This is a genomic window from Tateyamaria sp., from assembly GCF_039945315.1.
Classification (GTDB): domain Bacteria; phylum Pseudomonadota; class Alphaproteobacteria; order Rhodobacterales; family Rhodobacteraceae; genus Tateyamaria.
Map to the genome: position 1 here is coordinate 65584 of NZ_JBDUXB010000055.1, position 24542 is coordinate 90125.

23 protein-coding genes are annotated in these 24542 nt (G+C 58.2%); 7 read left to right on the plus strand and 16 right to left on the minus strand.

Annotated features, from left to right (window positions below; genetic code table 11):
* The first annotated feature begins 29 nt into the window (after nt 1-29).
* Together ABJD00_RS18270 and ABJD00_RS18275 are read left to right on the plus strand one after the other, a co-directional pair.
* A complete protein-coding gene (locus tag ABJD00_RS18270) occupies nt 30-974 on the plus strand; it encodes a 2-hydroxyacid dehydrogenase (protein ID WP_413831708.1) in 945 nt (314 codons plus the stop codon).
* A gap of 23 nt (nt 975-997) precedes the next feature.
* Nucleotides 998-1921: an SMP-30/gluconolactonase/LRE family protein gene (locus ABJD00_RS18275; RefSeq protein ID WP_413831710.1), complete on the plus strand. Its 924-nt coding sequence runs from the start codon at nt 998-1000 to the stop codon at nt 1919-1921.
* Here ABJD00_RS18275 and rbsK read toward each other — a convergent pair.
* Genes rbsK through ABJD00_RS18295 form a run of 4 tightly spaced genes read right to left on the minus strand, consistent with a single transcriptional unit; the run spans nt 1918 to nt 4981 of the window.
* The gene (gene rbsK, locus ABJD00_RS18280) at nt 1918-2823 is read right to left on the minus strand and encodes a ribokinase (protein WP_413831712.1); all 906 of its coding nucleotides are present in this window, start codon (nt 2821-2823) and stop codon (nt 1918-1920) included. The two genes, ABJD00_RS18275 and rbsK, sit on opposite strands and share 4 nt — an antisense overlap.
* A 1-nt stretch (nt 2824) precedes the next feature.
* Complete coding sequence (locus tag ABJD00_RS18285) at nt 2825-3271, minus strand: RbsD/FucU family protein (RefSeq protein WP_413831714.1); 447 nt, start codon at nt 3269-3271, stop codon at nt 2825-2827.
* Nucleotides 3272-3290: 19 nt separating this feature from the next.
* The gene (locus tag ABJD00_RS18290; protein WP_413831716.1) at nt 3291-3938 is read right to left on the minus strand and encodes an SGNH/GDSL hydrolase family protein; all 648 of its coding nucleotides are present in this window, start codon (nt 3936-3938) and stop codon (nt 3291-3293) included.
* The gene (locus ABJD00_RS18295; protein ID WP_413831718.1) at nt 3938-4981 is read right to left on the minus strand and encodes an ABC transporter ATP-binding protein; all 1044 of its coding nucleotides are present in this window, start codon (nt 4979-4981) and stop codon (nt 3938-3940) included. The genes ABJD00_RS18290 and ABJD00_RS18295 overlap by 1 nt, the downstream gene beginning before the upstream one ends.
* Nucleotides 4982-5198: 217 nt before the next feature.
* Between ABJD00_RS18295 and ABJD00_RS18300 the strand changes: the two genes are divergently transcribed.
* On the plus strand, nt 5199-6824 hold the full coding sequence (locus ABJD00_RS18300; RefSeq protein ID WP_108837188.1) for an extracellular solute-binding protein: 1626 nt from the start codon (nt 5199-5201) through the stop codon (nt 6822-6824).
* Between the two features lie 93 nt (nt 6825-6917).
* On the opposite strand, the gene ABJD00_RS18305 is transcribed toward ABJD00_RS18300, so the two are convergent.
* Nucleotides 6918-7967: a hypothetical protein gene (locus ABJD00_RS18305; RefSeq protein WP_413831720.1), complete on the minus strand. Its 1050-nt coding sequence runs from the start codon at nt 7965-7967 to the stop codon at nt 6918-6920.
* 141 nt (nt 7968-8108) lie between these two features.
* On the opposite strand from ABJD00_RS18305, the gene ABJD00_RS18310 reads away from it, so the two are divergent.
* Nucleotides 8109-9215, plus strand: coding sequence for a carbohydrate ABC transporter permease (locus tag ABJD00_RS18310; protein WP_413831722.1), 1107 nt, complete (start codon nt 8109-8111; stop codon nt 9213-9215).
* The gene (locus tag ABJD00_RS18315; RefSeq protein WP_413831724.1) at nt 9212-10141 is read left to right on the plus strand and encodes a carbohydrate ABC transporter permease; all 930 of its coding nucleotides are present in this window, start codon (nt 9212-9214) and stop codon (nt 10139-10141) included. The genes ABJD00_RS18310 and ABJD00_RS18315 overlap by 4 nt, the downstream gene beginning before the upstream one ends.
* Before the next feature lie 61 nt (nt 10142-10202).
* Here ABJD00_RS18315 and ABJD00_RS18320 read toward each other — a convergent pair whose 3' ends face one another.
* The 5 genes from ABJD00_RS18320 to ABJD00_RS18340 all read right to left on the minus strand — a co-directional run bounded on the left by ABJD00_RS18320 (nt 10203) and on the right by ABJD00_RS18340 (nt 16313).
* The gene (locus ABJD00_RS18320; RefSeq protein WP_413831726.1) at nt 10203-11144 is read right to left on the minus strand and encodes an acetamidase/formamidase family protein; all 942 of its coding nucleotides are present in this window, start codon (nt 11142-11144) and stop codon (nt 10203-10205) included.
* Nucleotides 11145-11160: 16 nt separating this feature from the next.
* Nucleotides 11161-12756: a gamma-glutamyltransferase family protein gene (locus ABJD00_RS18325; protein ID WP_413831728.1), complete on the minus strand. Its 1596-nt coding sequence runs from the start codon at nt 12754-12756 to the stop codon at nt 11161-11163.
* Between the two features lie 172 nt (nt 12757-12928).
* The gene (locus tag ABJD00_RS18330; RefSeq protein WP_413831730.1) at nt 12929-14422 is read right to left on the minus strand and encodes an FGGY-family carbohydrate kinase; all 1494 of its coding nucleotides are present in this window, start codon (nt 14420-14422) and stop codon (nt 12929-12931) included.
* A complete protein-coding gene (locus ABJD00_RS18335; protein ID WP_413831732.1) occupies nt 14422-15516 on the minus strand; it encodes a M42 family metallopeptidase in 1095 nt (364 codons plus the stop codon). Before ABJD00_RS18335 ends, ABJD00_RS18330 begins: the two co-directional genes overlap by 1 nt.
* Nucleotides 15513-16313: a BtpA/SgcQ family protein gene (locus ABJD00_RS18340; protein WP_413831734.1), complete on the minus strand. Its 801-nt coding sequence runs from the start codon at nt 16311-16313 to the stop codon at nt 15513-15515. The genes ABJD00_RS18335 and ABJD00_RS18340 overlap by 4 nt, the downstream gene beginning before the upstream one ends.
* A gap of 89 nt (nt 16314-16402) precedes the next feature.
* Between ABJD00_RS18340 and ABJD00_RS18345 the strand changes: the two genes are divergently transcribed.
* Both ABJD00_RS18345 and ABJD00_RS18350 read left to right on the plus strand, forming a co-directional pair.
* Complete coding sequence (locus ABJD00_RS18345) at nt 16403-17431, plus strand: aldo/keto reductase (RefSeq protein WP_413831736.1); 1029 nt, start codon at nt 16403-16405, stop codon at nt 17429-17431.
* Nucleotides 17428-18270: an amidohydrolase family protein gene (locus ABJD00_RS18350; RefSeq protein ID WP_413831738.1), complete on the plus strand. Its 843-nt coding sequence runs from the start codon at nt 17428-17430 to the stop codon at nt 18268-18270. The genes ABJD00_RS18345 and ABJD00_RS18350 overlap by 4 nt, the downstream gene beginning before the upstream one ends.
* Here ABJD00_RS18350 and ABJD00_RS18355 read toward each other — a convergent pair.
* From ABJD00_RS18355 to ABJD00_RS18380, 6 genes are all read right to left on the minus strand, one after another.
* Nucleotides 18255-19100 (minus strand): PfkB family carbohydrate kinase, encoded by an 846-nt coding sequence (locus ABJD00_RS18355; protein ID WP_413831740.1) that lies wholly within the window; start codon nt 19098-19100, stop codon nt 18255-18257. The two genes, ABJD00_RS18350 and ABJD00_RS18355, sit on opposite strands and share 16 nt — an antisense overlap.
* On the minus strand, nt 19097-20083 hold the full coding sequence (locus tag ABJD00_RS18360) for a sugar phosphate isomerase/epimerase family protein (protein ID WP_413831742.1): 987 nt from the start codon (nt 20081-20083) through the stop codon (nt 19097-19099). The genes ABJD00_RS18355 and ABJD00_RS18360 overlap by 4 nt, the downstream gene beginning before the upstream one ends.
* 67 nt (nt 20084-20150) lie before the next feature.
* On the minus strand, nt 20151-20930 hold the full coding sequence (locus ABJD00_RS18365; protein ID WP_413831744.1) for an IclR family transcriptional regulator: 780 nt from the start codon (nt 20928-20930) through the stop codon (nt 20151-20153).
* A 10-nt stretch (nt 20931-20940) separates the two neighbouring features.
* Nucleotides 20941-22299, minus strand: a complete 1359-nt coding sequence (locus tag ABJD00_RS18370; RefSeq protein WP_108837175.1) for a TRAP transporter large permease — start codon at nt 22297-22299, stop codon at nt 20941-20943.
* Nucleotides 22300-23145 carry a TRAP transporter small permease gene (locus ABJD00_RS18375; protein ID WP_413831746.1) on the minus strand — a complete coding sequence of 282 codons (846 nt, stop codon included), beginning with the start codon at nt 23143-23145 and terminating at the stop codon, nt 22300-22302.
* Nucleotides 23146-23255: 110 nt separating this feature from the next.
* Nucleotides 23256-24488, minus strand: a complete 1233-nt coding sequence (locus ABJD00_RS18380; RefSeq protein ID WP_413831748.1) for a TRAP transporter substrate-binding protein — start codon at nt 24486-24488, stop codon at nt 23256-23258.
* Between the last annotated feature and the right edge of the window lie 54 nt (nt 24489-24542).

A 24542-nucleotide genomic window follows, 5' to 3' on the forward strand; every position in this document is an offset into this window, starting at 1 on the left:
GGACTGCAAAAGAACGGAACACCCCCAATATGAGCAAACGCCATATTCTGACCTTTGAGACCTACGAGGACTGGGACACAGTGCCGATGGAGGCTGAATACAAGGTCTACAATCTGCCCCATGGCGCTCCGCTCGACAGCCTGCCGCAAGAGGCGTTTGAGCAGGTCGAAGCATTCGCGTTCCGGGGCCACGACCACCTGAGTGCAGACGTTATGGACGCCTTCCCGAAGCTGGGTTTGATCGCGAATTACGGCGTGGGGTACGATACGATCGACTTGGCCCATGCGACCTCCAAGGGCATTCGGGTGACCAATACGCCTGACGTACTGACCGAAGATGTGGCCGACCTTGCCGTGGGCATGTTGATCGCCGGGTCACGCGGGATGATTGGTGCGTCGGACTGGATCAGGTCAGGACACTGGGCCGCGCGCGGCGCCTATACACTTCAACGCAAAGTGTCGGGCAGCACCGTAGGGATCGTCGGTCTTGGTCGCATTGGCCGCGCGGTGGCCGAGCGCCTCGTGCCCTTTGGCTGCGACATCCATTACTATGCCCGCAGCGCAAGGGATACGCCGGGCTGGACGCATCACGCCGATATCGTTGACCTTGCGCGCACCGTTCAAACGCTGGTTGTCACTGTGTCGGGCGGGCCTGAAACAATGAGCATTATCGGTGCCGATGCGATCACCGCGTTGGGGCCTGACGGGTTTTTGGTCAACGCCTCGCGCGGGACGACCCTGGACGAAAGCGCCTTGCTGGACGCGCTCGAAAGTGGCGCTTTGGGACGTGCAGCGCTGGATGTGTTTCTGAACGAACCTGATATTGATCCCCGCTTTCTCCAACTCGACAACGTTGTGCTGTCCCCCCACCAGTCTTCGGGTACTGTCGAGACCCGCAAAATCATGGGGCAGTTGCAACGTGACAATCTTGCGGCCTACTTTGCGGGCGAGGCATTGTTGACGCCTGTCAACTAAGCGGCACCCAGAGGAGAGACACCATGTTTGGCACCCTAGACGGCACCGGTTTCGAAGTGCTCGATCCTCGGTTCGAGGCCTGCTTTATCGGCCATGCAAAGGTGGAGCGGCTGCATGCCGGCATGCGTTGGGTTGAAGGTCCTGCCTATTTCGCGGCTGGCCGGTACCTTGTTTGGTCCGACATCCCCAACAATCGGATGATGCGATGGGATGAAACCGACGGGTCAGTGTCGGTGTTTCGCGATCCATCAAACAACACCAACGGACACACCGTGGACGGGCAGGGGCGGCTTGTGTCCTGCGAACATCTGGCCCGTCGGGTGACCCGCACCGAACATAACGGATCGATCAAGGTGCTCGCGGACCGTTTCGAGGGCAAACGCCTGAATTCCCCAAATGATGTGGTCGTGAAATCGGATGGCTCCGTTTGGTTCACCGACCCGAGCTATGGCATCCTGATGGACTATGAAGGGGAGCGGGCAGAAAGCGAGATTGGCGCTTGCCATGTCTATCGCTGTGATCCTGAAACGGGGGGGGTGACGCAAGTCACAACCGACTACGTCAAGCCCAACGGGCTGGCTTTTTCCCCGGATGAGTCCGAGCTTTACATCGCCGATACCGGGGCCACACACACGCCCGGAGGCCCTGCACATATCCGGCGTCACACCGTCAATGCAGACGGTCAGTCACTGAGTGGCGGCGAGGTGTTTGCCGACTGCACGGCCGGTCTGTTTGACGGGTTCCGCTTTGACCTGGACGGGCGCATCTGGTCCTCCGCAGAGGATGGCGTGCACTGCATCGACACCGATGGTACGTTGATCGGCAAGATCAACATCCCCGAAATTGTATCGAACGTGTGTTTCGGCGGATCCAAGCTGAACCGACTGTTTATAACGGCGACAACGTCGCTTTATGCGGTATATCTCAATGTAAACGGTGCGCGCTAACCAAGCAGCGCCTCAACCTGTTCACGCGTCGGCATCGAGGGTGCAGTGCCCGCTGCAGTCACGGAAAGGCCGGCAGTGGCACAGCCGTATTGAACAGCCTCGAGTGACGTGCGCTTTTCGGACAACGCTGCAGCAAGTGCGCCATTGAATGCATCCCCAGCGCCAGTGGTTTCGACCACGGGGCCTGCATCGACGGCGGGCACCAGCCCATGTCCGTGCAGATAGGCGCCTTGACCTCCCATTGTGACGATCGGGGTTTTCACACCGAGACCGAGCAAGGCATTACAAGCGCGTTCAGCATCCGCTTCCGTATGGACGGCGATGCCAGTGAGCGCCTCAACTTCGGTTTCATTGGGTGTGACGTAGTCACACAACGTCAACATGCCTTCGGGCAGGTCGGCGGCGGGCGCCGGGTTCAGGATGGTAGTCACCCCGGCAGCCCGCGCAATCTCAAGCCCACGCATGGCGGCATCCAAGGGCTGTTCCAGCTGCGTGACGAAAACATCAGCGCTCTGGATCAGGTCTGCATGGGCATCGACATCTGCCGCGCTGATTAGTGCGGCTGCTCCGGGCGAGACAATGATCGCATTGTCGCCAGTTGCTTCATCCACAAAGATAAACGCCGCTCCGGTAAAACTGTCAATGCGCTGGTCAACGTGGGGGGTTACACCCGCCTCGGCCCATGTGTCCAAGGCCAGCCGCCCAAAATCGTCCTGCCCCAGTTTGCTGATCATATGGGTTTGTGCGCCCAGCCGAGCACAGGCAACGGCTTGGTTGGATCCCTTGCCGCCGGGCCCGAGAGCAAATGAGGTGCCCATGACTGTCTCGCCCATCTTGGGCATACGCGCGGCGCGATAGGCTGTATCGGCGACAAAGACGCCGAGGATGGCAACGGTACCCATCTTAGGCTTCGTCCGGGGGGGTCACCCCTTTGCGCAGTGCAAAACACCCATAAAAGCGGCGCTCGCCCGTTTGGATCACCGCATAAGCCTGCTTGGCGCGGTCATAAAACGCAAACCGTTCGACGCCGATCATGGTTGGGCCGCCCGCCGCGCTGACTTTGGTCTGCACTTCCTGCATCACGGGCAGGATCGTATCGGGCTCATCGACCACCTCCATCCGCGCAGCGGCGTCATCCACAAAGGTGTCGATAGGGTAGAGAGATAGGATCGCCTCGACCACTTCGGCCGCAGATCGATCAATGCGCAAGACCTCGCCCAACGTGGTTTCACGGGCCACGCTGTCGGCGGGAAAGTTCGTATCCGAGATAATCAGATCATCCCCATGCCCCATCGCCCGCAGCGCATAGAGCACGTCGGCGTTCAGTATCGGATCAATTCCCTTGAGCATGTTTTGCCCCCCTGTTGGTCTAAGCCATAAAATCTGTCACGGCCTTTGCCACATGTGCACCAATGGCCGCATGACTTTCCTCGCTCAGGTGAATGCCGTCAACCGGGTCGACCCTAGCCACGGAATTGGTGTCGGCAAATCCAAAATTCTGAGATGCAGCAATTTTGGCCAGATGACCGGGCAGCGCTGTCGATGTGTTTTCGGCTCCGGCAAAGATCTCTGCCAGACAGCCCGCTTCGATAACCCGGACCGGGGCCACCAGCATCACTTGTGGAGGCGTGCCATTGGGACCGCTGTCTGATCGGCGGACCTCCAGAGCGAGCCGTTGAATGCCAAGGGCTATGTCACTGGCGCTCAGTCCAAAGCGCGCTTTTAAATCGTTTGTGCCAAGCATAATCAGCACCAGATCAAGGGGCCGGTGGCTTTCAAGGAGTGCGTGTAGGGCGCGCAGCCCGCTTTTGTGCTCACCCTCGATGGGGTCTTCAAAAACTGAGGTGCGGCCTGGATGCCCTTCAGCGATAACGTCCCAGTTCGCGCCCAGAGTCTCGGCCATGACCGACGGCCAGCGCTGATCGCGGGCCAGTCGTCGCCGGTCGCCCATGTGGTGCATGGCCAGTGTGCCATGGGTATTGCTGTCGCCAAAGCATAAGACCGTGCACTGCGGCATCAGTCTGCATCCACGCGCTGGCCGGATTCTGCATCAAAGATATGGATGTGGTCGGGGTCGGGTTTGAGATGGATCGTCTGACCGGGTTCAAACGCATGGCGTTCGCGAAAAACGGCCGTTACATCCTGATCCTCAAAGCGCAGGAACACCATTGTTTCGGCGCCCGTTGGCTCAACCACCTTGACCTGCATCGGGAGTCCGTCTTCGGCAAGGATCAGGTGTTCTGGACGGATGCCAAGTTTGATTTTTCCAGCGCCCGAGGGCCCGGCAAACTGCTGATCACCAATGCTGACCTGCCCGTCGCTCCGCGTGCCTGCCAGAAGGTTCATAGAAGGCGCGCCAATGAAGGTCGCCACGAAATCGTTGCGCGGGTTGTCGTAAAGCTCAAGCGGGGTGCCCACCTGTTCGATGTGACCTGCCTGCATGACGACGATGCGGTCAGCCAACGTCATGGCTTCGATCTGGTCGTGCGTGACAAAGACGGTGGTGGTCTTGAGCCGCTGGTGCAGTTCCTTGATCTCCGTACGCATCTGTATGCGCAGTTTGGCATCGAGGTTGGACAAGGGTTCGTCAAACAGAAACACTTGCGGATCGCGCACAATGGCGCGGCCCATGGCCACCCGTTGACGCTGTCCCCCGGACAGGTGGCGGGGCTTGCGGTCCAGATATTCAGTCAGGCTGAGGATCTCGGCAGCTTCGCGCACGCGCCGGTCAATCTCGGCCCGGTCAGTCTTGGAGACTTTAAGGGCAAACCCCATATTCTCGGCCACGGATTTGTGCGGATAAAGCGCGTAAGTCTGGAACACCATCGCGATGTCACGTTCGGACGGGGGCAGGTTGTTCACGACACGATCACCAATGGCGATAGTCCCGCTGTTGATGGGTTCAAGCCCTGCGATCATGCGCAACAGCGTGGATTTACCACATCCCGAAGGGCCGACCAGCGCCACAAATTCGCCGTCAGAGATGTCGACGTTCAGGCCATGGATGACTTCCACCGCACCGTAGGACTTGCGAATGTCCTCAATCTTGACGCCTGCCATCTGCCGAATTCTCCCCGCCCTGACGTGGATGCTAGCCAATGCGGATTGCCCTGTCCACGCCCATTGCATGAGGTCAGTTGACTTGAGGTAAAGATCAATCATACTCGACCCTTGTGGGGGAGCGGACAGGTACAGCCTGTTCATAAAACAAAGTAATTTTCCAGCTTTGTCCGTTGACCTCGCCAAAACGATCAAATGTTTTCTTGGGAGGATAAACGTGAAAGTCGAACTTTATAACTACATCCGCGCTGCACAAAAAATGAACCGGCGTGAGATGCTCAAAGGCACTGCTGCCGTTGGTGCGCTGGCGATGATGCCAAAGACGGGTATGGCGGATGGACACGGCAATGTCCGCGCAGAAATTCTCAAGATTCCCGGCGTTGGGGCGGGTTCGCCCACTGACAGTGATTGGCAAAAAGTTGGCGAGATGTGTCTTGGCGCGACCAAAGGCAATGTGGCCGAAGGTGAGTTTGAAGGTGTCGAGCTGACCTTTATGGGTCTGAACAACCAGAACCTTCACAACTTCCTGTTCCGCGGGTTCCTGAAGCCTTGGGAAGCTTACACAGGCGCCAAGATCAACTGGATCGATCTGGCCCAGGCCGACTATAACGCCCGCCTGCAGCAATCCATCGCGACCGGCACCGTTGATTTCGACATTATCGAAATGGGTGCGCCGTTCGAGGGTGACGTGCTGGGCAAAGGCCTCGCCTCCGAGATGCCTGATTGGGTCAAAGAGCAAATCGACATGGACGACTATGTGGATTACCTCAAGGCACCCGTCGGCACGTGGGATGGCAAGACCTATCGCGTGTCCATCGACGGTGATTGCCATACGTTTGCGTATCGCAAGGACTACTTTGGTCCCGATGGCATTGGCGGCGCAGAGGTGCCGACCACATGGCAAGAGATCAATCAGGTCTCCAAAGACCTCGTCGGCAAAGAAGACCCGCTGACCGGACTGCCTGCACACGGCTATCTTGATCCACTCAAAGGCTGGGGTGGCTTCGGTTTTTACTTCCTTGAAAACCGCGCGTCTGCCTATGCCAAGCATCCAAACTCACCCGCTTGGCTGTTTGAACCCGACACGATGAAGCCGATGGTCAACAACCCGGCGTGGGTACAGGCCATTCAGGACGTGATGGACCTGATCGACGCAGGCGCATACCCAACGGACCAGATCAACGCGGACCCCGGCACGACTGCCTTCCAGCAGTTCCTTGCGGGTACAGGTTCGATGCTGATGTGGTGGGGCGATGTGGGATCATCCGCGCGCACCTCTGATACGTCCGTTGTGGGCGATGTTGTCGGATTTGGCGTCAACCCGGCCTCGGATCGGGTCTACAACGCCCAAGCGGGCGCATGGGAAGACACCCGTAACGAGGCACCCAACATGGCCTATATCGGCTGGGGTGTGTACGTCATGGCCACCGTCGAAGGCGATGAGAAGAAGAAAAAGGCCGCTTGGTCCGCCGCAGCCCATTTGGGTGGCAAGGACCTGTCGCTTTGGGCCTCGGCCTATCCGTCGGGCTTCCAGCCTTACCGCAACTCACACTTCCAGTTCGAAGAGTGGGAAGAGGCAGGTTACGACCGCGCATACGTCGAAGACTACCTCGGCTCAAACGCGGACAGCTACAACCATCCCAACGCGGCCATCGAGCCCCGGATCCCGGGTATCTTCCAGTACTACTCGGTCGCTGAGGACGAGTTGGCGAAGGGCTATGCCGGTCAGTATGGCTCGGCTCAGGAAACCGCGGACGCGATTGCGGCTGCCTGGGAAGAGATCACGGATCAGATCGGGCGCGACAGTCAGATCGCAGTCTACAAGGCTTCGCTGGGTCTCTAAGCTAACCCTGAATAACCATGGAAGGGCGCAGATGAAAGTCTGCGCCTTTTCTCTTTCAAAGAATGAGATGCATTTGGTCTCGCGGGTGCAGTGTTAAAAGGACAGTGGCGAGATGCCACCAGCAAAAGCGGCCAAGATCGGCGATGTCAGCGCAAGGCCTGCACGCAAATAATCTCCTGCCCCTTCCTTTAGCCCGCGCTCTTCGCGCCAGCTGCTGGTGTCGTGTATTGGTCCAGTTGATAGGCCCCGCGTGGCGGTGTCGGCCAGCGCCTTGACCCGTGAGTCCAGGATGAGCGCAACAGGCAGATAAAAGCTGAGGATCAACAAGCTGAAAAACGTTCCGGTATAAAGAGCGGCAGACAGAAGCAGAGCGCCATAGGCGTCCCGTTCTGCGTCCACGACATGATGTAGCGGCCAGTAAATCCAACTTGTGGCGTAGAGCATCCCGAAAGTCAGAACCAAACCTGACATATAGAGCTGCTGGCGCATCTGCTTGAGGTTGTCCGCGAGCAGCGCTGCCTCTTCCTCGATTGTCTCGCATGGGCGGTTGTCGAGGCACAGAATCATGCCCACAATCATCGCACCGAGTGCGAGGCCGGCAAAGATGCTGACCACATCGACAATGCCGCTGAACATCGTAATAACGGGTGTGTCTCCGCACGGGCCCAGTAGCCAAACATCCTGCGGCGTCGTACAACCCCGCAACGTACCCTGTGCCATCACGCCCTCGTAGACGTCGGACCCGAGGCGATCATAGACTTGGCCGCCGGAGGCATCGGCAAAGTCGCGTAGTGCAGGCATAGCCGTAAGTGACAGAATGAACAGGAACGTCAGGGCTGCAGCAACTCGCGTGGGCCATGCCATGGGGCGAAGCAAGGTGCGCAGCAACATCACTCCGATCAGAAGAGAAAAGGCTGTGAAAAACCACGTTGTTGCCAGAAACCGATAGCGACCCGCCGCTTCGAGCCAGCTGCGCCCGGTTTCAAGAATGTCCGACGAAACGTCGAGATCCGCTGGCATCAGGTGATCACCAATCGCCGAATGCATTGCATAGACCACGGCCGGGACAAGGACGATCGCAAAATAGCGAGGATGAACCTGACGGGCCGACACTTCAGGTGGCGATGTTCCATCGTTTACCATGATCACTCTATAGCATGGCTTCTGGCAGTTCGGGAGTGTCTGCAAAGATAGTCCCGTGAAAGTGCTCATTTCTTTCAGCAAGCCGACGCGAGGTGTATTTGCCCTCTTAACACAGAGTGATCGCGTCGCTAACCTCACCCCATGAGCAGCATCGAAGGCGACCTTCTTCATACCGTCACGGCCGACAACATCTCGGACCAACGCCGCGGTCTGGGCAAGGCCATGGTTTGGGGCTCTGCCGGTCTGTGCGCGGCCCTCGCCATCTGGCAGATGATGTACGAAACAGGCCGCGTCGCCAGCGGGTTCGAAACGTGGCGGCCAATCCTTTACGCATATGTCCTTTGGGCCTTTGCCCTGTGTGCCGCTCAGGTCATCGTGAATGGGGAAAAGGGCAAGCGGACGCTCTTTGTCCTGCCTGCTGCGCTGTTTGTGATCAGCCTCGTGGTCTTTCCGCTGCTGTTCGCGCTTTACATCTCGTTTACGGACTGGAACCTAGCTTCACCCAATGGCCCGCAGCCCAATGGCTGGGATAACATGGTGCAGATGTGGAATGACGGATTCTACTGGAACGCATTGAAAAATATGGTCTATTACGTCCTCGCGGTTAGCGTGGAATACGTAATCGCATTTGGCCTCGCCCTGCTGCTCAACGCGCAAATCCGGGCGCGAAAATTCTTTCGGGTTGTGTTCCTGCTGCCTCTGATGCTTAGCCCCGTGGCCGTGTCGTGGATGATCGGCAAGTCGATGCTCGAGGTCCGCTTTGGCCCCATATCCCGACTGATCCGCGAATTGGGTTTCGAGCCAAGCTTTTTTGGCAACCCAGAGATCGCGCGATTCATGATCATGGCGATGGATGCGTGGACGTTCATCCCATTCATGATGATCATGTTGCTTGCCGGCTTGCAGGCCTTGCCGAGTGAGGTGATTGAAGCCTCAAAAGTCGACGGGGCGTCAGGCTGGCAAAGTTTTAAAGAGGTGATTTTCCCCCTGATGCTGCCGGTGTCTGTGACGGCAGTCGTCATTCGGATCATCTTTAAACTGAAGCTGGCGGATGTGATCATCAACGTCACGTCCGGTGGGCCGGGGGGCGCCACTGACTCTGTTACCAGCTTTATCTTCCGGGAGTATCGGGACCGCTCGAATGTCGGCTACGGCACATTGCTTGCGATGGTGTACCTTGTGCTGATCGTGATCTTTGTCACGTTGCTTTTGAAACTCGTGAGCCGCTGGATGGAGCGCCCCGCATGACCGCCACCCAGACAAATGCGGTCTTCAAAGACCACGCCGCAGACACCCGTGTCAAAACCAAATGGTGGACCAGCCGCGTTGCGATTTACGCGGCCCTGATCACTTGGGCCATCATCTGTCTGTTTCCGATCTTCTGGACGATCACCACATCATTCAAGCTTGCGCCGGATGTGATGAAAGGCAACCTGATCCCGTGGTGGGATTTCACACCGCGCTGGAAGGGCTGGGAGAGCATCGGCATTTCACCGCGTCTGATCGGCGAAGTGTCGACGGTGCGCGAAGAGTTCTTGAAACGGTTCTGGAACAGCACGGTTATTGCGGTTTCTGCGTCTTTGCTTGCTGTCATCCTCGGCTCATTGGCGGCTTATGGGCTGTCCCGCTTCAACTACCGTTTTGGCTTTATGCGCAATTCGGACATCTCGTTCTTTTTCCTCAGCCAGATGATCCTGCCACCAGTTGTGCTCGCTCTACCGTTCCTTGTGCTTTACAAGTCACTGGCCTTGCTTGACACCCGCATCGGGCTGATCCTGCTTTATACCCTTATGGTGCTGCCCATCGTGATCTGGATCATGCGTGACCAGTTTCAGGGGATACCTGTTGAGTTAGAGGAGGCGGCCCTTGTCGACGGCCTTGGCATCTGGGGATCGTTCTTTCAGATCGTGTTGCCCATTGCTCTGCCCGGTATGGTCGCGGCGTTTATCCTGAGCCTCGTTCTTTGCTGGAACGAATACTTCTTTGCGGCGCTTTTGACAGCAACGAACGCGACCACGCTGCCAGTGATGGTGGCCTCGCAAACCGGCTCGCAAGGGATCAACTGGTGGTCTATGGCGGCGCTGTCGTCAGCCGCTATCTTACCGCTCGTGATTGTTGCGATTTTCCTTGAGAAATACATCATTAAGGGCATGGCGGCCGGTGCTGTGAAGTAGCAAGGCGCGCGCCGCATTTGAGCTGGTGTCAATTGTCCCGCGCACCCTCATTGTCTAAAGCTTACTGATCCAACAACGCGGTCTGCATCATCATGTGCACACCTTTGTTGCCGTTGACCGTTTGTGTGATGCGCAAATCCCCAGCCAGCGAACACAGCATATAAGCGTCTTCGCGGCTCAGCCCCGTGCGATCGACGATCCACGCAATCATATCGCGCAACGCAATTTCCACGCATTGATCAAGATCAGGATGCAGACCCATGGTGATGAGATGGGTCAGCGTTTCCGCGCGCGGGTGCGCCAGTTGCATGTCGCCCCGTCGGGTCAGACGGAATGTTCCGCTCAGCGCCGTTTCGATGGCCGTTACACAGACCTCACCGTCCCCTTGCGCGCCGTGCCCGTCACCGCAGGAAAACATCGCTCCTTCGACAAAAACGGGCAGATAAAGCGTTGTTCCTGTGACGAGTTCTTTGTTGTCCAGATTGCCGCCGTGCTGGCGCGGCTGGATGGTCGAGATACGTCCCCAATTGGGCGGCGGGGCGACCCCCATCACGCCAAAGAACGGGTTCAGAGGCAACTCGAGGCCCCAAGACAGGTGGGCCGTCATGGCCTCTAAGTCCATCGGAATGATTTCGGTGCGCGCCTGTTGGAAATCGTCAGGCAACGTGCCCGCCAGCGGACGGATCAGGTTCCAGCCCCAGTTCTGGCGGCATGTGACATCAAGAATCTGCACCTCCAGCACGTCGCCCGGCTTGGCCCCTTTGATGGCGACAGGCCCTGTCAGGATGTGCCCGGGCAGGTGCCGTTCGGATCGTGCGTGGATGTCCAAAAGTTCGGGTGGCACAAAGAATCCCTGGCCCTCCGGCGGCAATTCACCCGGCCCACCGGACACGGTTTCAATGGTAATCACGTCTCCGCTTTGCACTTCGGTCACCGGGGTCGCAGTTGCGTCGAAAAAGCCCCACGCACAGGTTTCTGGACTGGCCGTCAGCGTCGTTGTCATAGCGTGTCCTTCATGATCAAAACCCTATCGCCAGCCCGTCCTTGCGGGGATCGGACCCTGCCGCATACCCGCCACCGGGCAGGCGGTGGATCAATTGCGCACCGCCAAAGCCGAAGGCGTTATCGGGTGCTTCAAGCGATATCTGGTGACCAAGACCCGCGAGTGCGTCCAAGGTGGCGCGGGGCATGGTGTCTTCGCAGGCAATGCCGAGGCCCTCGGTCACCCGCCAGCGCGGCGCATCCACGGCCATCTGCGGATCTTGGCCCCAGATTTGTGTGCGCAAAACCATTTGCAGGTGGCCTTGTGCCTGCATCGGGCCGCCCATGACCCCGAAGCTCATCAATGGTCCATCGGGTCCCATGAGGAACCCGGGAATGATCGTGTGGAAGGGTCGTTTGTTCGGCCCGACAAGGTTAGGGCTGTCGGGATCCAGCGAAAAACCGGCTCCTCGGTTCTGCAAGCTGATGCCCGTGCCGGGGACAACCACGCCCGACCCGAACCCTGCGTAGTTTGATTGAATGAAGGACACCATCATGCCCGACGCATCCGCCGCCGTCAGATAGACGGTGCCACCGTTCTTGGGCGCACCTGCGCCAAAATCCTGCGCGCGTGTTGCATCGATCAGGGCCGCGCGGCTGGCAAGGTAGGTGTCATCCAGCAGGTCGTCAGCGCTCACAGCGCTCATGTGCCCCGGATCGGCGACATAGGCCTCTGCATCGCGCAGGGCCAGTTTCATCGCCTCAATCTGCAAATGGAAGGCTTGGGGATCGTCTGCGTCCAGATCGCGAATGCCAGTATGTGACAGAATGCCCAACGCACTCAGGGCCGCAATGCCCTGACCGTTCGGGGGGATTTCATGCAAGGTGCACTGACCAAACGACTTCGAAATTGTGCCGCACCAGTCGGCCTCATGCGCTTTCATGTCTTGTGTGGTCAGTGCGGCCCCATGTTCCTTGGCAAAGGCGCAAATTTGCTCGGCCAGCGCACCTTCGTAAAACGATGCACCGTCCGTTTCAGCGATGGACTGCAAGGTCTTTGCCAGCGGCTTGTTGAAAAACCGCTCACCCGCTTTGGGAGCACGACCCTTGGGCAGAAAGGCCTCTGTAAAACCGGGGTGGTCGGCCAATTGTGCTTCGGCCCTGCTCCACAAGGCTGCGATGACCGGGGATACCAAAAATCCGTTCTCGGCATAATCGATTGTCGGCTTGAACAGATCGGCGAAGGGCAGCTTGCCAAACCGTTTGGACAGCGCAACCCACGCCGACACAGCACCCGGAACTGTGACGCTTTCCCAGCCGCGAAAGGGCATCGCGTCATGGCCTGCGAAACGCTCTGGCGTCCAGCCGGCAGGGGAACGGCCAGAGGCATTCAACCCATGCAACTCTGACCCGTCCCACACAATCGCAAAGGTATCCGAACCAACACCATTCCCCGTCGGCTCCACCAAGGTCAGCGCAATGGCCGTGGCAATAGCTGCATCAACCGCGTTGCCGCCTTTGGCCAACATGGCAAGGCCTGCCTGGGCCGCCAAGGGCTGCGAAGCCGAGACGAGATTGTCCGCGAGAACCGCTGAGCGCCGGGATGGATAGTGATGCGTGCTTCTGATTTCCATTGGGGGATGGTCCATCTTTTATGTTTGTCGTTGCGGCTAAGATAGCGGTGTTGCGACGGACTGCGACCCAATTCCGAGCCTCATCCGCTTGGATGCGCCTGAGTGGCCGTCCGCGTCGCGCGGGCGTTGCGCGTTTTCCTGAAACTTTGTGCTTATCCGCCAACCGTTTGCTTCAAAGTGCGCCCAAGTCCGCTGCTATGTCCTTGGTCTGTTCATAAAGCCTGCGGAACAGGGCGTGCGCGCGGTCATAGGTATCAGTCGGGTGCGCGGCGATCGTCTGCTGGACCGGGTTCCATTGGTTGATATCAGCGCGTTCTACCAACCCAACAGCCAATGCAGCCACGAAAGCATCGCCATAACTGGCACCCGTCGTCTTTTCGCACACGATCTGGTCTATGCCGGTGATGTCGGATGTCGCTTGCAACCACAGGGCATTTTTGGTGCCACCACCCACGGCCAGAAGGCGCGCGGGGCTTTGTCCCAATTCGGCAAAGGTGTCGGTCACGTGCCGCGTGCCATGTGCGATCCCTTCGATCAGGGCACGGTACATGTCGCCGCGTGTGTGGGTCAGGTTCAGTCCGAAAATCGCGCCCTTGGCGTTTACATCATGGATCGGCGTCCGCTCGCCTGAGAAGTAGGGTAGCATCAAAAGCCCGTTGGCCCCGGGGGGCGACGTTTCAGCCTCTTTCGCCAACTCGGGAAAGGCCGTGGCAGGATCAAGGTCAGAGGCGAGTTGGCCGCGGAACCAGTGCGTAAGCGTGCCAGAGGTGGCAAGGCCAGCCATCGACGCGTGTTCGCCCTCGAACAACCATGGCGCATACCAGATGCGCGGGTCAGACACTTGGGTTTGCGCCCTCAGGATGATGAAGATAGTCGACCCATACATCATCATCATGTCACCCGGTTGATCGACACCCACCGAAAACGCTTCGGCAGCTGCATCAATGGTGCCTGTGGTCACAGGCGTGCCAACGGCAAGGCCGGTTTCCTCCGCTGCCGCCGGGGTGATGGTCCCTGCCACTTCGTTTGACCACAGCAGGCGCGGAAGCTTGTCCAATGGAACGATGTCATCGGCCAGATCGTCGATCCAAGTTTGCGTGGCAACGTCATAGAGCGGCGAAAAGTTGGCCGCAGTGTAATGGTCGATCACCACTTCGCCGGTAAGCCGCTGGACGAGGAAACTGGTTGAGGTCAGGATGTGGGCCGTGCGCGCAAACAGGTCGGGGCGGTGACGCTTTAGCCACAGGATTTTTGGCCCCACCGATTGTGATGTCAGCGCATTGCCGCAGCGCGCGATGATCGTATCCTCGCCAATCCGGTCGGTCAGCTCACGTACTTCGGCCTCGGCGCGCCCGTCCACGCCGTAAAGCACCCCATTCATCAACGGTGCGCCGTTTTCATCTATGGGCAGCATACACGGCCCGATGGCACTGCTCGCCACAGCCTTGATTTCGCTCGGATCAACGCCGCTGTCCGCCAGCAAGGCTTTGGCCACATATACAAAATCGCCCCACCAATCCTCTTCGGGGCGGTGTTCGGCCCAGCCAGGTTGGGGCACCAGCATCTTGTGCCCGCGCGCGGCCTGTGCGTGGATGACGCCGTTTGTATCCACCAAGACGCCCTTGGTTTCATAGGTCCCGATATCAATGCCAAGCGTGTAGGCCATCAGGTGTAGTCATCCCTATCCAGCGAAAAGTCGGGGCCAATCCGCGCCAGTGCGGCGTCGAGCAATTGGGTCAACGACACCAGATCATTCAGATCACACACTTCGCGCGCGGAATGTGAATACCGCATGGGAAAGCCCATATCGACCGCCGCAACGCCGTCCCCGACGAGCTGTACATAGGACAGATCAGTCAGCACCCCGACTTGCGCACTACGTTGCAACGGGATGCCTTGCGCGCGCGCCGTGTCGTCAAACAGATGCACCATCGCCGGATGGGGGATCACGCCATTAAGCGTGCCGCGCCCATGAAAGGAATAAAGGCTCATGCCCGGCCCACCCCCAAGGAACATGTCACCCCGCGCGCCCATATCGGGCGTGTCTGTGGCCAGCATCAAATCCAGTTGGATCGCGATATCCGGGCGCAATTTCTGTGCCAAAGGCAGAGCGCCGCGCAGATTGAATTCTTCCTGTACGCTAAAGGCCAGATGCACGGGTGGACCACTGGTGCGGGCGTTCAAAAGGCGTGCCATTTCCAAAAGAACGGCACAGCCCGCGCGATCATCCACGCTGGTGCCCATGATGCGATCATCGGCAAGCGCACGGGCGTGCGGTGCATAGACCACAGGCGATCCGATTTGGATGCCCGTCGCCTCGACTGCCTCTGCCGACGCCAACCCGGTATCGACGAACACTTCGGAATAGGGTGTCACGCGGTACTTTTCATCCGGGGCGGTCGCATGATGGCTTTTGTTGGCGATGACACCGGGCACATCGCGCCCTTCGCCGACGCAGATCAACACCTCTTGAGCGGCCAGCGCACGTTCCGGCACGCCCCCCAGACGTTCGAGGCGGATTAGCCCGTCCGCCTCGATGCGGCGTACGATAAACCCAAGCTGATCCATGTGGGTGAACAGCATCACACTGGGGCCATCGCCCGGAAAATGCGCCACCAGATTGCCCAGCCGGTCTGTGTCGGCCTTTACGCCAACTTCGCCCAGTCGATCTCGTATGGCGCGGCGGACACGATCCTCGTGGCCCGAAAGGCCCGGCACCTGCATCAGGTCTAGCAGATCGGTGCGAATGCGGTCCTTCATCCGCGCACCGCCCGCACCCGGTCCATGAAGTCGCGCGCGCGGTCGGGATCGATGGCCTTCCACGTATCGCCGTCAATCTTCAAAGACGAACCGACGATGCAGCCATCCGCAATCCGCAGTACATCCTGCACCGTGTCGTGCTTGACCCCGGTGTTGGCCATGACTGCAGTGTCCGGCAGCACGGCCTTCACCGCCTCAAGATCGCTGAGTGCGGCGGCCTCACCAGTAATTTGGCCCGACACCAGCACCGCATCCGGGATGGAGGAAAACACAGCGCTGCGCGCGCGATCGGCCAAGGGTCGCTGATCGAGCGAATGTGCGAATTCGGCAGAAACGTTGAACAACATTGCCATGTCCGAGCGACCCAAGCGGTCACGATAGCGCATCGCCTTGCCCGCATCTGGGCTCCAAACGCCCATGTCCGACGCATAGGTGCCGGTAAAAATCTCGCGGATAAACTGCGCGCCTGTTGCGGCGCCCAAAGCCACGCTCGCCATCGGATCCCACAAGACGTTCACGCCAAATGGAACCGTGATGTCGGATTTCAGCTGGCCAATGATCGCCGCCATTGCTGCTGTTGATGCCGTATCAACCGACAATTCGTAGGGGCGGTCGTTTTCATTGCCAATCATCACCGCGTCGAACCCGGCATCCTGCAAGGCCAAAAGGTCGGCACGCGCGCCCTTTACCAGATCAAAGGTCGGGTCATGTAGTGGTGTGCCGGGCAAAGCGCCCAGATGCACCATCCCGATGACAGGCTTTGTGCGCCCGAACACCTGTTCAAAATTCGCTGTCATAGACGTCCCCCCAACGCAACTTTATGGCCCGCTCTCTGTTCACGCAAAGGAAATGTGGGTTAGAGTTCAGCGAACGGGAGGATACTGGCATGGCACTGAAAACGCGGCACTACGACAGGCTTGGCAATGGCGGGCTGACGTTCACCGAACTTGGGTTCGGGACAGCACCCTTGGGCAATCTGTACAAGGCGATCTCGGATGCCGAGGCGCGTGCGACGCTGGATGCCGCATGGGAGGGGGGCGTGCGGTATTATGATACAGCACCTCTTTACGGCTTGGGCCTGTCTGAAACTCGGCTCAATCCATTCCTGCGGGATAAGCCTCGTGATGAATATGTGCTCTCCAGCAAAGTTGGTCGGCTTATTCAGGCCTGTGCGCCCGAACATCGCAGCGGCGTGGGCAAATGGTTCGAAGTGCCCCAGCGGCGCGAGCAATACGATTACACCTATGACGGCGTCATGCGCTCGTTCGAGCATTCGTTTTCGCGCCTTGGGGTGGATCGGATCGACATCCTTTATGTCCACGATCTGTGCATCTTTTCGCACGGCTCCAAGGAAATCTCGGACATGCGGATCGAGGAATTCTTTGGCGGACGTGGCTATGATGCGATGGTGTCCTTGCGCGATCAGGGGCTGATCAAGGCCATCGGCGGCGGTATCAACGAATGGGAGGTCTGTCAGACCTTGGCCGAACGCGGTGACTTCGACCTGTTCCTGCTGGCCGGACGGTATACGCTGCTGGAACAGACGGCGCTGGACAGCTTTTTGCCCCTCTGCGAGGCACGCGGGATCGGGATCGTGACAGGCGGACCCTACAATTCGGGCATCCTCGCCACGGGCGCGCGACAAGGGGCCTATTACAACTATGAACTGGCGCCACAAGGCGTGCTGGACCGGGTCAGCGCGATTGAGGCCGTGTGCGCGGATCATAACGTGCGCTTGGTCGACGCGGCCTTCCAATTCCCGCTGCTACATCCGGCCCATGTCGCGGTCATTCCGGGCGGGCAGGGCACCTCTGAAATGGCCGGAAACCTCGCAGCGGCGCATGCGGTCATTCCGCCAGCCCTTTGGGCAGACCTCAAGGCCAAAGGGCTGCTGCGCGAAGACGCACCCACATGAAAATCGACGCGCATCAGCACTTTTGGCAACCCTTGCGCGGCGATTATGACTGGATGCCGCAGGACAACGCGACGCTCAATCGCGCCTATGGCCCGCATGATCTGGCCCCGACGCTGGACGCGCTCGGGATCGATGGCACGGTTCTTGTGCAGGCGGCAGCAACGGTTCAGGAAACTGAATACATGCTGGGGCTGGCGGACGCGACGCCGTTCATCAAGGGGGTTGTCGGTTGGGTGGATTTTGAGGACCCATCACATCTTGGGCACCTCAAACGCCTTGCTGCGCATCCCAAGTTTTTGGGTGTGCGGCCCATGATCCAGGATATTCCAGACGTGAACTGGATGCTGCGCGATGGTGTGCAATGGGCGTATGATGCGCTTGTCGATCTGGACCTGACGTTTGACGCCCTGGGCTTTCCCCAGCACCTGCCCAATTTCCTGACCCTGATGCAGCGCTATCCGGACATGCGCGTGGTCTATGATCATTGCATGAAGCCACAAATACGTGATGCCCAAGCTGGCAAAGATGCGTTTTCGCAATGGGCGGACGGGATGTCTGCACTGGCCGAAAACACATCCGGGGTCTGTAAATTTTCCGGCCTCATCACCGAAACCGACCATGGGTGGAGCATCGACGATGTGCGCCCCTTCGCCGATCATGTGCTGAGCGCATTTGGGCCTGCGCGGGTCATGTGGGGGTCTGACTGGCCCGTGTGTCGGCTGAAGGGCGAGTATGGTGACTGGCATGGGCTTGCGCAGCAACTGACGGCTGGATTGTCTGAGCCAGAGCGCGCCGAGGTCTTTGGTGGCACAGCTGCGCGGTTTTATCGATTGGTTTGAGTGGCCAAAAACGCTTCCACCTGCGTACGATTCATACTGGCGCGTTCGGTCAGTTCCAAGGAGACATGCAAGGCTGCGGCAGCTTGGGCGAAAGGCACGGCCTCATCAATCGCCCGCCCGGCATCCACCTCAGCCGCGAGCGCGCCGACAAACATGTCACCCGCGCCGTGGGTGGAAACGACATCCACTGAAAAGGTGGGCCATTTACGCCCCTGATATACAACACCCTCGGCTCCAAGAGTCGTCAGCACGCGGTGTGAGCCAGCCGTTTCGGCATAAAACGCGGCTTCAACCCGGTTCACGATCAGCACATCAACTGCGTCCAACACCGCATCTCCCAACGGGCGGGCAGGGGCCGCGTTTAACCAAACCTGCGCACCAGCCACGCGGGCTTTTCGTGCGATGGCCTGATTCACCTCCTCAGGGACTTCATTTTGCAAAACGACGACAGAGGTGCGATCCGGCACCTGAACTGCGTGTGCATCAATGTTGAGGTTCGCCGCCGATACGATCACCGCGCCGTAATCGCCGTTCTTGTCCACGATGGCGGCACTCATGCCACTTGGCCCACCATCACGTTGCAACTGCGACAGGTCGATTTGACTGTTTTCAAGCGCTTCGCGGATCATGTCGCCAAACCGGTCTGACCCTGCGCGACCTGCAAACGCCACGTCTGTACCCATGCGTGCAGCGGCCAAAGCCTGATTGCCGCCCTTGCCGCCAAAGACATAGTCAACCGCGCTGCCGGTCACAGTCTCATCGGTTCTTGGCAAATGCGGCGCGCTCAGCACCACGTCCAGATGCAGCGATCCGGCGATGAATACGCTCACGGTAGCATGGCCGCCTGCACCAGCCGCATCGCCTGTGGGGCATCCTGTCGGGCGATGGCCGCCTGCAAGTCTGCATTGTCCACCAAGCCAGCGGCAACGCGGCGCAAACGTTCAACCACTTCGATATTGGTGCGGGCCTCTTCCACCGGATCAAGGCTGGAATGGTCAGGGAAAGTGTCGAAATAGAGCGCACCATCGTAACCGATACGCGCCAGTTCCACCAATAACTCCACCGTCTGGATGGGATGCACCGCGCCCACCATCAGTCCGTTGTCCCATTTGCCGTATCCGTCATTCAGATGCACGCCCAAGATCCGGGAGTGGCGCGCCACAAGGGTTGCGGCAAAAGCGGGCATCTCATCGGCATAAAGCACATGGGCAAAGTCGAGAGTTACACCCGTGTTGTCGCGCCCAATTTCTTTAATCGCGAGCAAGGTTGTGGCCGCATCTGGCATCAAAGCAAAGGCGCGTGGTTCGTTGGGTTTGTATTCCAGTGCAATGTCCAGATCGGGGTTGTGATGAGCAACTTCGATCATCGCCTCGATCGTTTCACCCCATGCGCGCGCGTAATCCATCTGGAAGGAATAATCGAAACCGTCTTGCCCCATCCACAGGGTCATCAGGTTCCCGCCCATCTCGGCCAGCACATCCAGGCCCCGCTTGGTCTCATCAATAGCGGCGCGGCGCACGGACGGGTCGGGGTGGGTAAAGGCGCCCAGCTTGTATCCGGGATCGGTGTAATACCGCATCGCCATCCCGTTCAACACCATCCCATTTTCATCCAGCACCCGCACCAGATCGCCGGGGCGGTCCTTTTCAAAATGATCCGGATAATTCAGGTCAGCCGCGTTCAATCCAGCAGTGGCAGCACGGGCCAGCAGATCAGCTGTGGTGATCGTGTTCTTGCCAGGCCAATAGGCGGCTGCTCCGATTTTGAAAGCATTCAGGCGCGCGGCAAAGCGGGGAGGTTGGGCATTTGTCATCTGCAGACCCTAACGGGTCTTAATGGATGCGCGCAATCACTCGCATTCCAACGATGTAGACATTGGCCTAGCTCACGCAGAGTTCTTCGATGCGCTGCGCTGCACGTTGAAGGTCAGAAAGCTGGTTGACGAGGCTTTCGACTTCTTGCCTTTGCTCTGGAGCATGGATCGACAACGTGGATAGAAGACGCCCCTCTCCATCTTTGATCGGCACCGCAAGCGCAGTCATTCCATCCATGAATTCCTGATCGTCGGTCGCGTAATCTCGCTGACGGGTGTTTGCCAACTCTTCTTTCAATTTTTCGCGGTCTGTGATCGTTTTGTCGGTCCGGCGCTCTAGTTCCAGCCATTTCAGGACGCGGTTCAGTTTGTCGGATCTGAGCGAAGACAGGTACATTTTACCGCTGGCCGTGCAGTGGAATGGGACTTGTGCGCCGACGGCGAGCTGAATACGCAAAGGCCAGTGTGTTTCGACGCGGTCCAGATACACCATGCCGTAGCGGGCAGGGGCGGCAAGATTGCAGGTCTCGCCAACTTTCTCGGCAAGCGCCTTCATCACAAGAAGACGCTCTGTCCGAATACGTTGCGAGGACAGGATGTTGCCCGACATGCGCCGCATCCGTCTGCCGGGCCCATAAGACCGCCCGTCGACGTCCCTCTGCAGCAGGCCCTCATCCTCGGCTGTCGACAAAAGCCGGTGGATTGTTGGGACAGGAATGCCTACCGCATCCGAAAGGGCCCCGGGCGTTACGGGTACGCCAGCCCGGGCAACCTCTTCGATGATTGCGAGAAGACGCAAGTTTGGTGCGATCTGCGCCTTGTCGCTATTCTGCGTGTCGTTGGGCATAGTCTCCACATCATCTGTCTGGCAGCAGGAACAAGGCAAGCTCGGGTGTCAGTGCAACCAATATCCAAACGCTGATAAGTGCAACCAAGTACATGGTCGAGTAACGCAGCAATCTAAAATACGGCACACCTGTCACACCAGACGCCACATAGAGGTTCAACCCGTATGGCGGCGTGATAAAGCCGATGGACGCACCTACCAGGAAGATCACCGAGAAGTGGATTGGGTCGACGCCGACCGATTGGGCAATTGGCGCAAGAATAGGTGCCAGAATGATCGTCACCGGAAGGGATTCGAGGATCATACCGGCTACAAAGACCATGGCCATAGCCGTGAACAGAACCGGGTAGTAACCGCCCATTGATGTCACGAATTGGCCAATCGCTTCCTGTGCCCCAAGGGCCGAAAGGATTTGCTGCATCACGACCGACACGGCGATCAGCGGTGCAAGGATGCCCGAGATCTGCGCCGAACGCACAACGATCGACGGGATTTCCTTAAGGGTGAAGCCTTCGACCACAAGTTGCGACGCAAAGGTCTTTTCGTCGATCGGAGTATCAGTCGTATCGCCCATCATTTTGTTGGCATAGAAACTGATCATCCCCACGATGATACAGAAGCCCACCGTCACACCAGCCGCTTCAGTTGGGGAGAATTTACCAGTGTAGATGCCCCACAAAACCAGACCGATGGCGAAAAAGCCAAGCCACGCGCCGATGCCCGTCAGAACAACGCGACGGAACGACAGTTTGATCAGGAAGCCCCAGCCGTTGATCGTGCAGACGATGAAACACGCCACCATCATCGCCAGAACCATCAAGGTGCCGGGAATGATGCCCGCGATAAACAGGTCTGAAATAGGCAAGTTCATCAAGAAGCCGTAGACGATGAAGATGATCGACGGTGGGATGATGATCCCCACACATCCGCCAGCCGCAGCGGTCGCCGCGGAAAAGCGTTCATCATATCCGCCCTTGACCATTTCAGGATGCAGCATCGAGCCGATGGTTGCCGTTGTGGCCGAGTTTGAGCCAGAGATGGCGGCAAACAGACCGCACGCCCCAAGAGAAGCCATGGCAAGCCCGCCCCTGAGCCACCCCAAACAGGCATATGCAAAATCCGATAGTCGTTTCGCGATCCCTGATTTGTTGATCAGGTCCCCAGTTAGGATAAAGAGCGGCATCGCCATCAAGGCAAAGCCGTCTTTGAAAACGTTGAGCAGTTCCGAGCCCGTGTTGTCCAGGCCGAGGTCGGCAACGGGGCTTGCCCCGACGACCCAGTAGAAGATGACGAGGAGCACAGGCGTGCCCATCATGAAGAGGAAGGTCGCGGCAAGCGAGACAATCGTGATCCAGGTTCCGTCCGACATTTACGTATCCCCCCCAATAACAGCTTGCTCGATCATCGGACCGCCGCTGTGATATTTGTTGAAGTCCTCGACAATATTTTCGATGGCGCGTGTGGCCAAAAGGATAAAGCACAGTGGCATCGTGACGATGAACCACCAGCGCATGATGTCATCCGTACCCAGAACCAGCGCGAAGTTATCGTAAGTGTTGACGGTCACACGGGCCGTCGTTGTCACGACAATCACGCAGAAGATCAGCCACAAACAGTTGTCGAACGTCAGCCAGAAGAGTTGGCCCTTGCGGCCCAATTTGGTTCTGAATTCGGAAAAGCTAAGGTGCGTGCGCAGGCGAATGTTGAAGGCACATCCGTACCAAGCCATCACCATGAAGAAGAGCGGTGGAATCGTCGTGGACCACGGCACTTGGACCGAAAATACAAAACGCTGGATCACACCGATAAAGATAATCACAGCCATAATTACATAGCTATAAATGACAATCGTGCGCTCTGGAGAGCGCTCAAGAAGCATCAGCAAAATTGGAATGAAGACGATCAATACTCGATGGTATCCGCCTGTTATGGTCTTGAGACCTTCTGCAACCGGATCCAGAAACGCTGCGGCCATGCCAAGCGTGATGATGGCAGCGATGATCGGGTGCGTGATACTGGTCAAGGATCGGCCAAACCGCTCCTCCAAACCAATCGCCCATTTTTCGCGGTAGTAAAAGACAATGGCGCCAATCAAAGTGAGGGGCCCAAACACAAGCCACGCGGCATCTGACCGATAAGCTTTCACGACATTGAAATTAATATCGCCACTCAACGTCGAACCGACGATGGTGGACATATCCGACCAGATTGACATCCGGGGATCCTCCCTACGTTCCGAAGCAGCCACACTGGCGCATTTGCTGCGCTCTTGGACAAAAAAGCCGGCCCCGGAATGGAGCCGGCTTTGTTGATGTTAAGTCGAGATTACGCTTTCCACCAGCGGCGGGGTTCGACGTTCTCGGGCAGTGTGTCGCCTGGGATCGTGCGGACCTCGTCGTAGATTTCCTGGTAGGTGTCTGCGCCACCTTGCCAACCGTTGATCCGCTCGCGCCACTGCTCCCACAGTTGCGGCTGGAATTCTGGCGAACACATCTCTTCGGCTTTCCTGATCTCTGCATCCGACAGGAAGGCGTTGCGCACGTTGTTTTGCGCAAAGATTGTTCCTGGCAGTTGTGGATCAGACTGACCGACTGTCTTGACCAGTGCAGCTTCGTTGGCCGCCTGTACGTGGGTTTGCGCCCAGTACGAGGATTCCATCACTGCATCCTGCAACTCACCGCCAAGGCTGTCGAACACACCGGCGTTCATTGCCGTGTGCTCTGTGCCGCAGAAGAAGTTCAGGTGAACCGACTGAGATACAACCGGAGACATGTTGGCGTAAGCCACGGCCGAAGCCCATGTTTCCGCGCCATCAATCAGACCTTGCTTCAGGCCGTCGAGCGTTTCTTCCCAAGCAACCGGAACCGGGTTCAGGTTCAGGGCTGTCATCGCGATGCGACCCAGCTGTGTGCCTGTTACACGGTTTTTGGTGCCGAACAGTTGCTCAACAGACGTCACTGTTGGCTTGTCTTCCCATGCAAGACCCAACTGGATCCCGCGCAGTTCAGCGTGGCTGAACAGGAATTTCAGGCCGTGACGACGCTCATATGGCTCGCGCAGCAGCTCTTGCGATTTGGGCGAGTACAGGAAGTGGTACTGGTCCGCACGGTTACGGAACATATACGCATAGTCCAGAACGTTCAGATATGGCGCACCACCCGCAGAGTTCTGCGTCGAGGCGGCATAGATGTCGACGATGCCCTGCTGTGTTTTCTCAACACAGGAGACCTGACCGCAGATTTGGTTGTTGCCGATGAATTCGACGCGAATCTCGCCGTCTGTGCGGCTTTCGAGGTCGCGTGCAAATTCGAGTGCGCCAGCGCGCTCGATCAGCAGGTTTTGCGGGTTAAAACCAGCAGCACCAAACTTCAGCGTGAACTTTGCTTCCTTGGCAAAACGCTTGTCGTAGGTAGATTCTGCAGCCTTCGCGAGGTTGGCGGCAGTCATTGCCCCGCCAAATGTACCCGCCGCCAAGAGCGTTGAGCTCATGCCGTAAGTGCCTGCAATCCTGAAGAAATCACGGCGCGAAACGCCCTTCACTCGATCAAGTATTCCCATTGTTTCCTCCCATAATGGTAATTTTTGATATTGATCTTATCAAAAAAGGCTAGA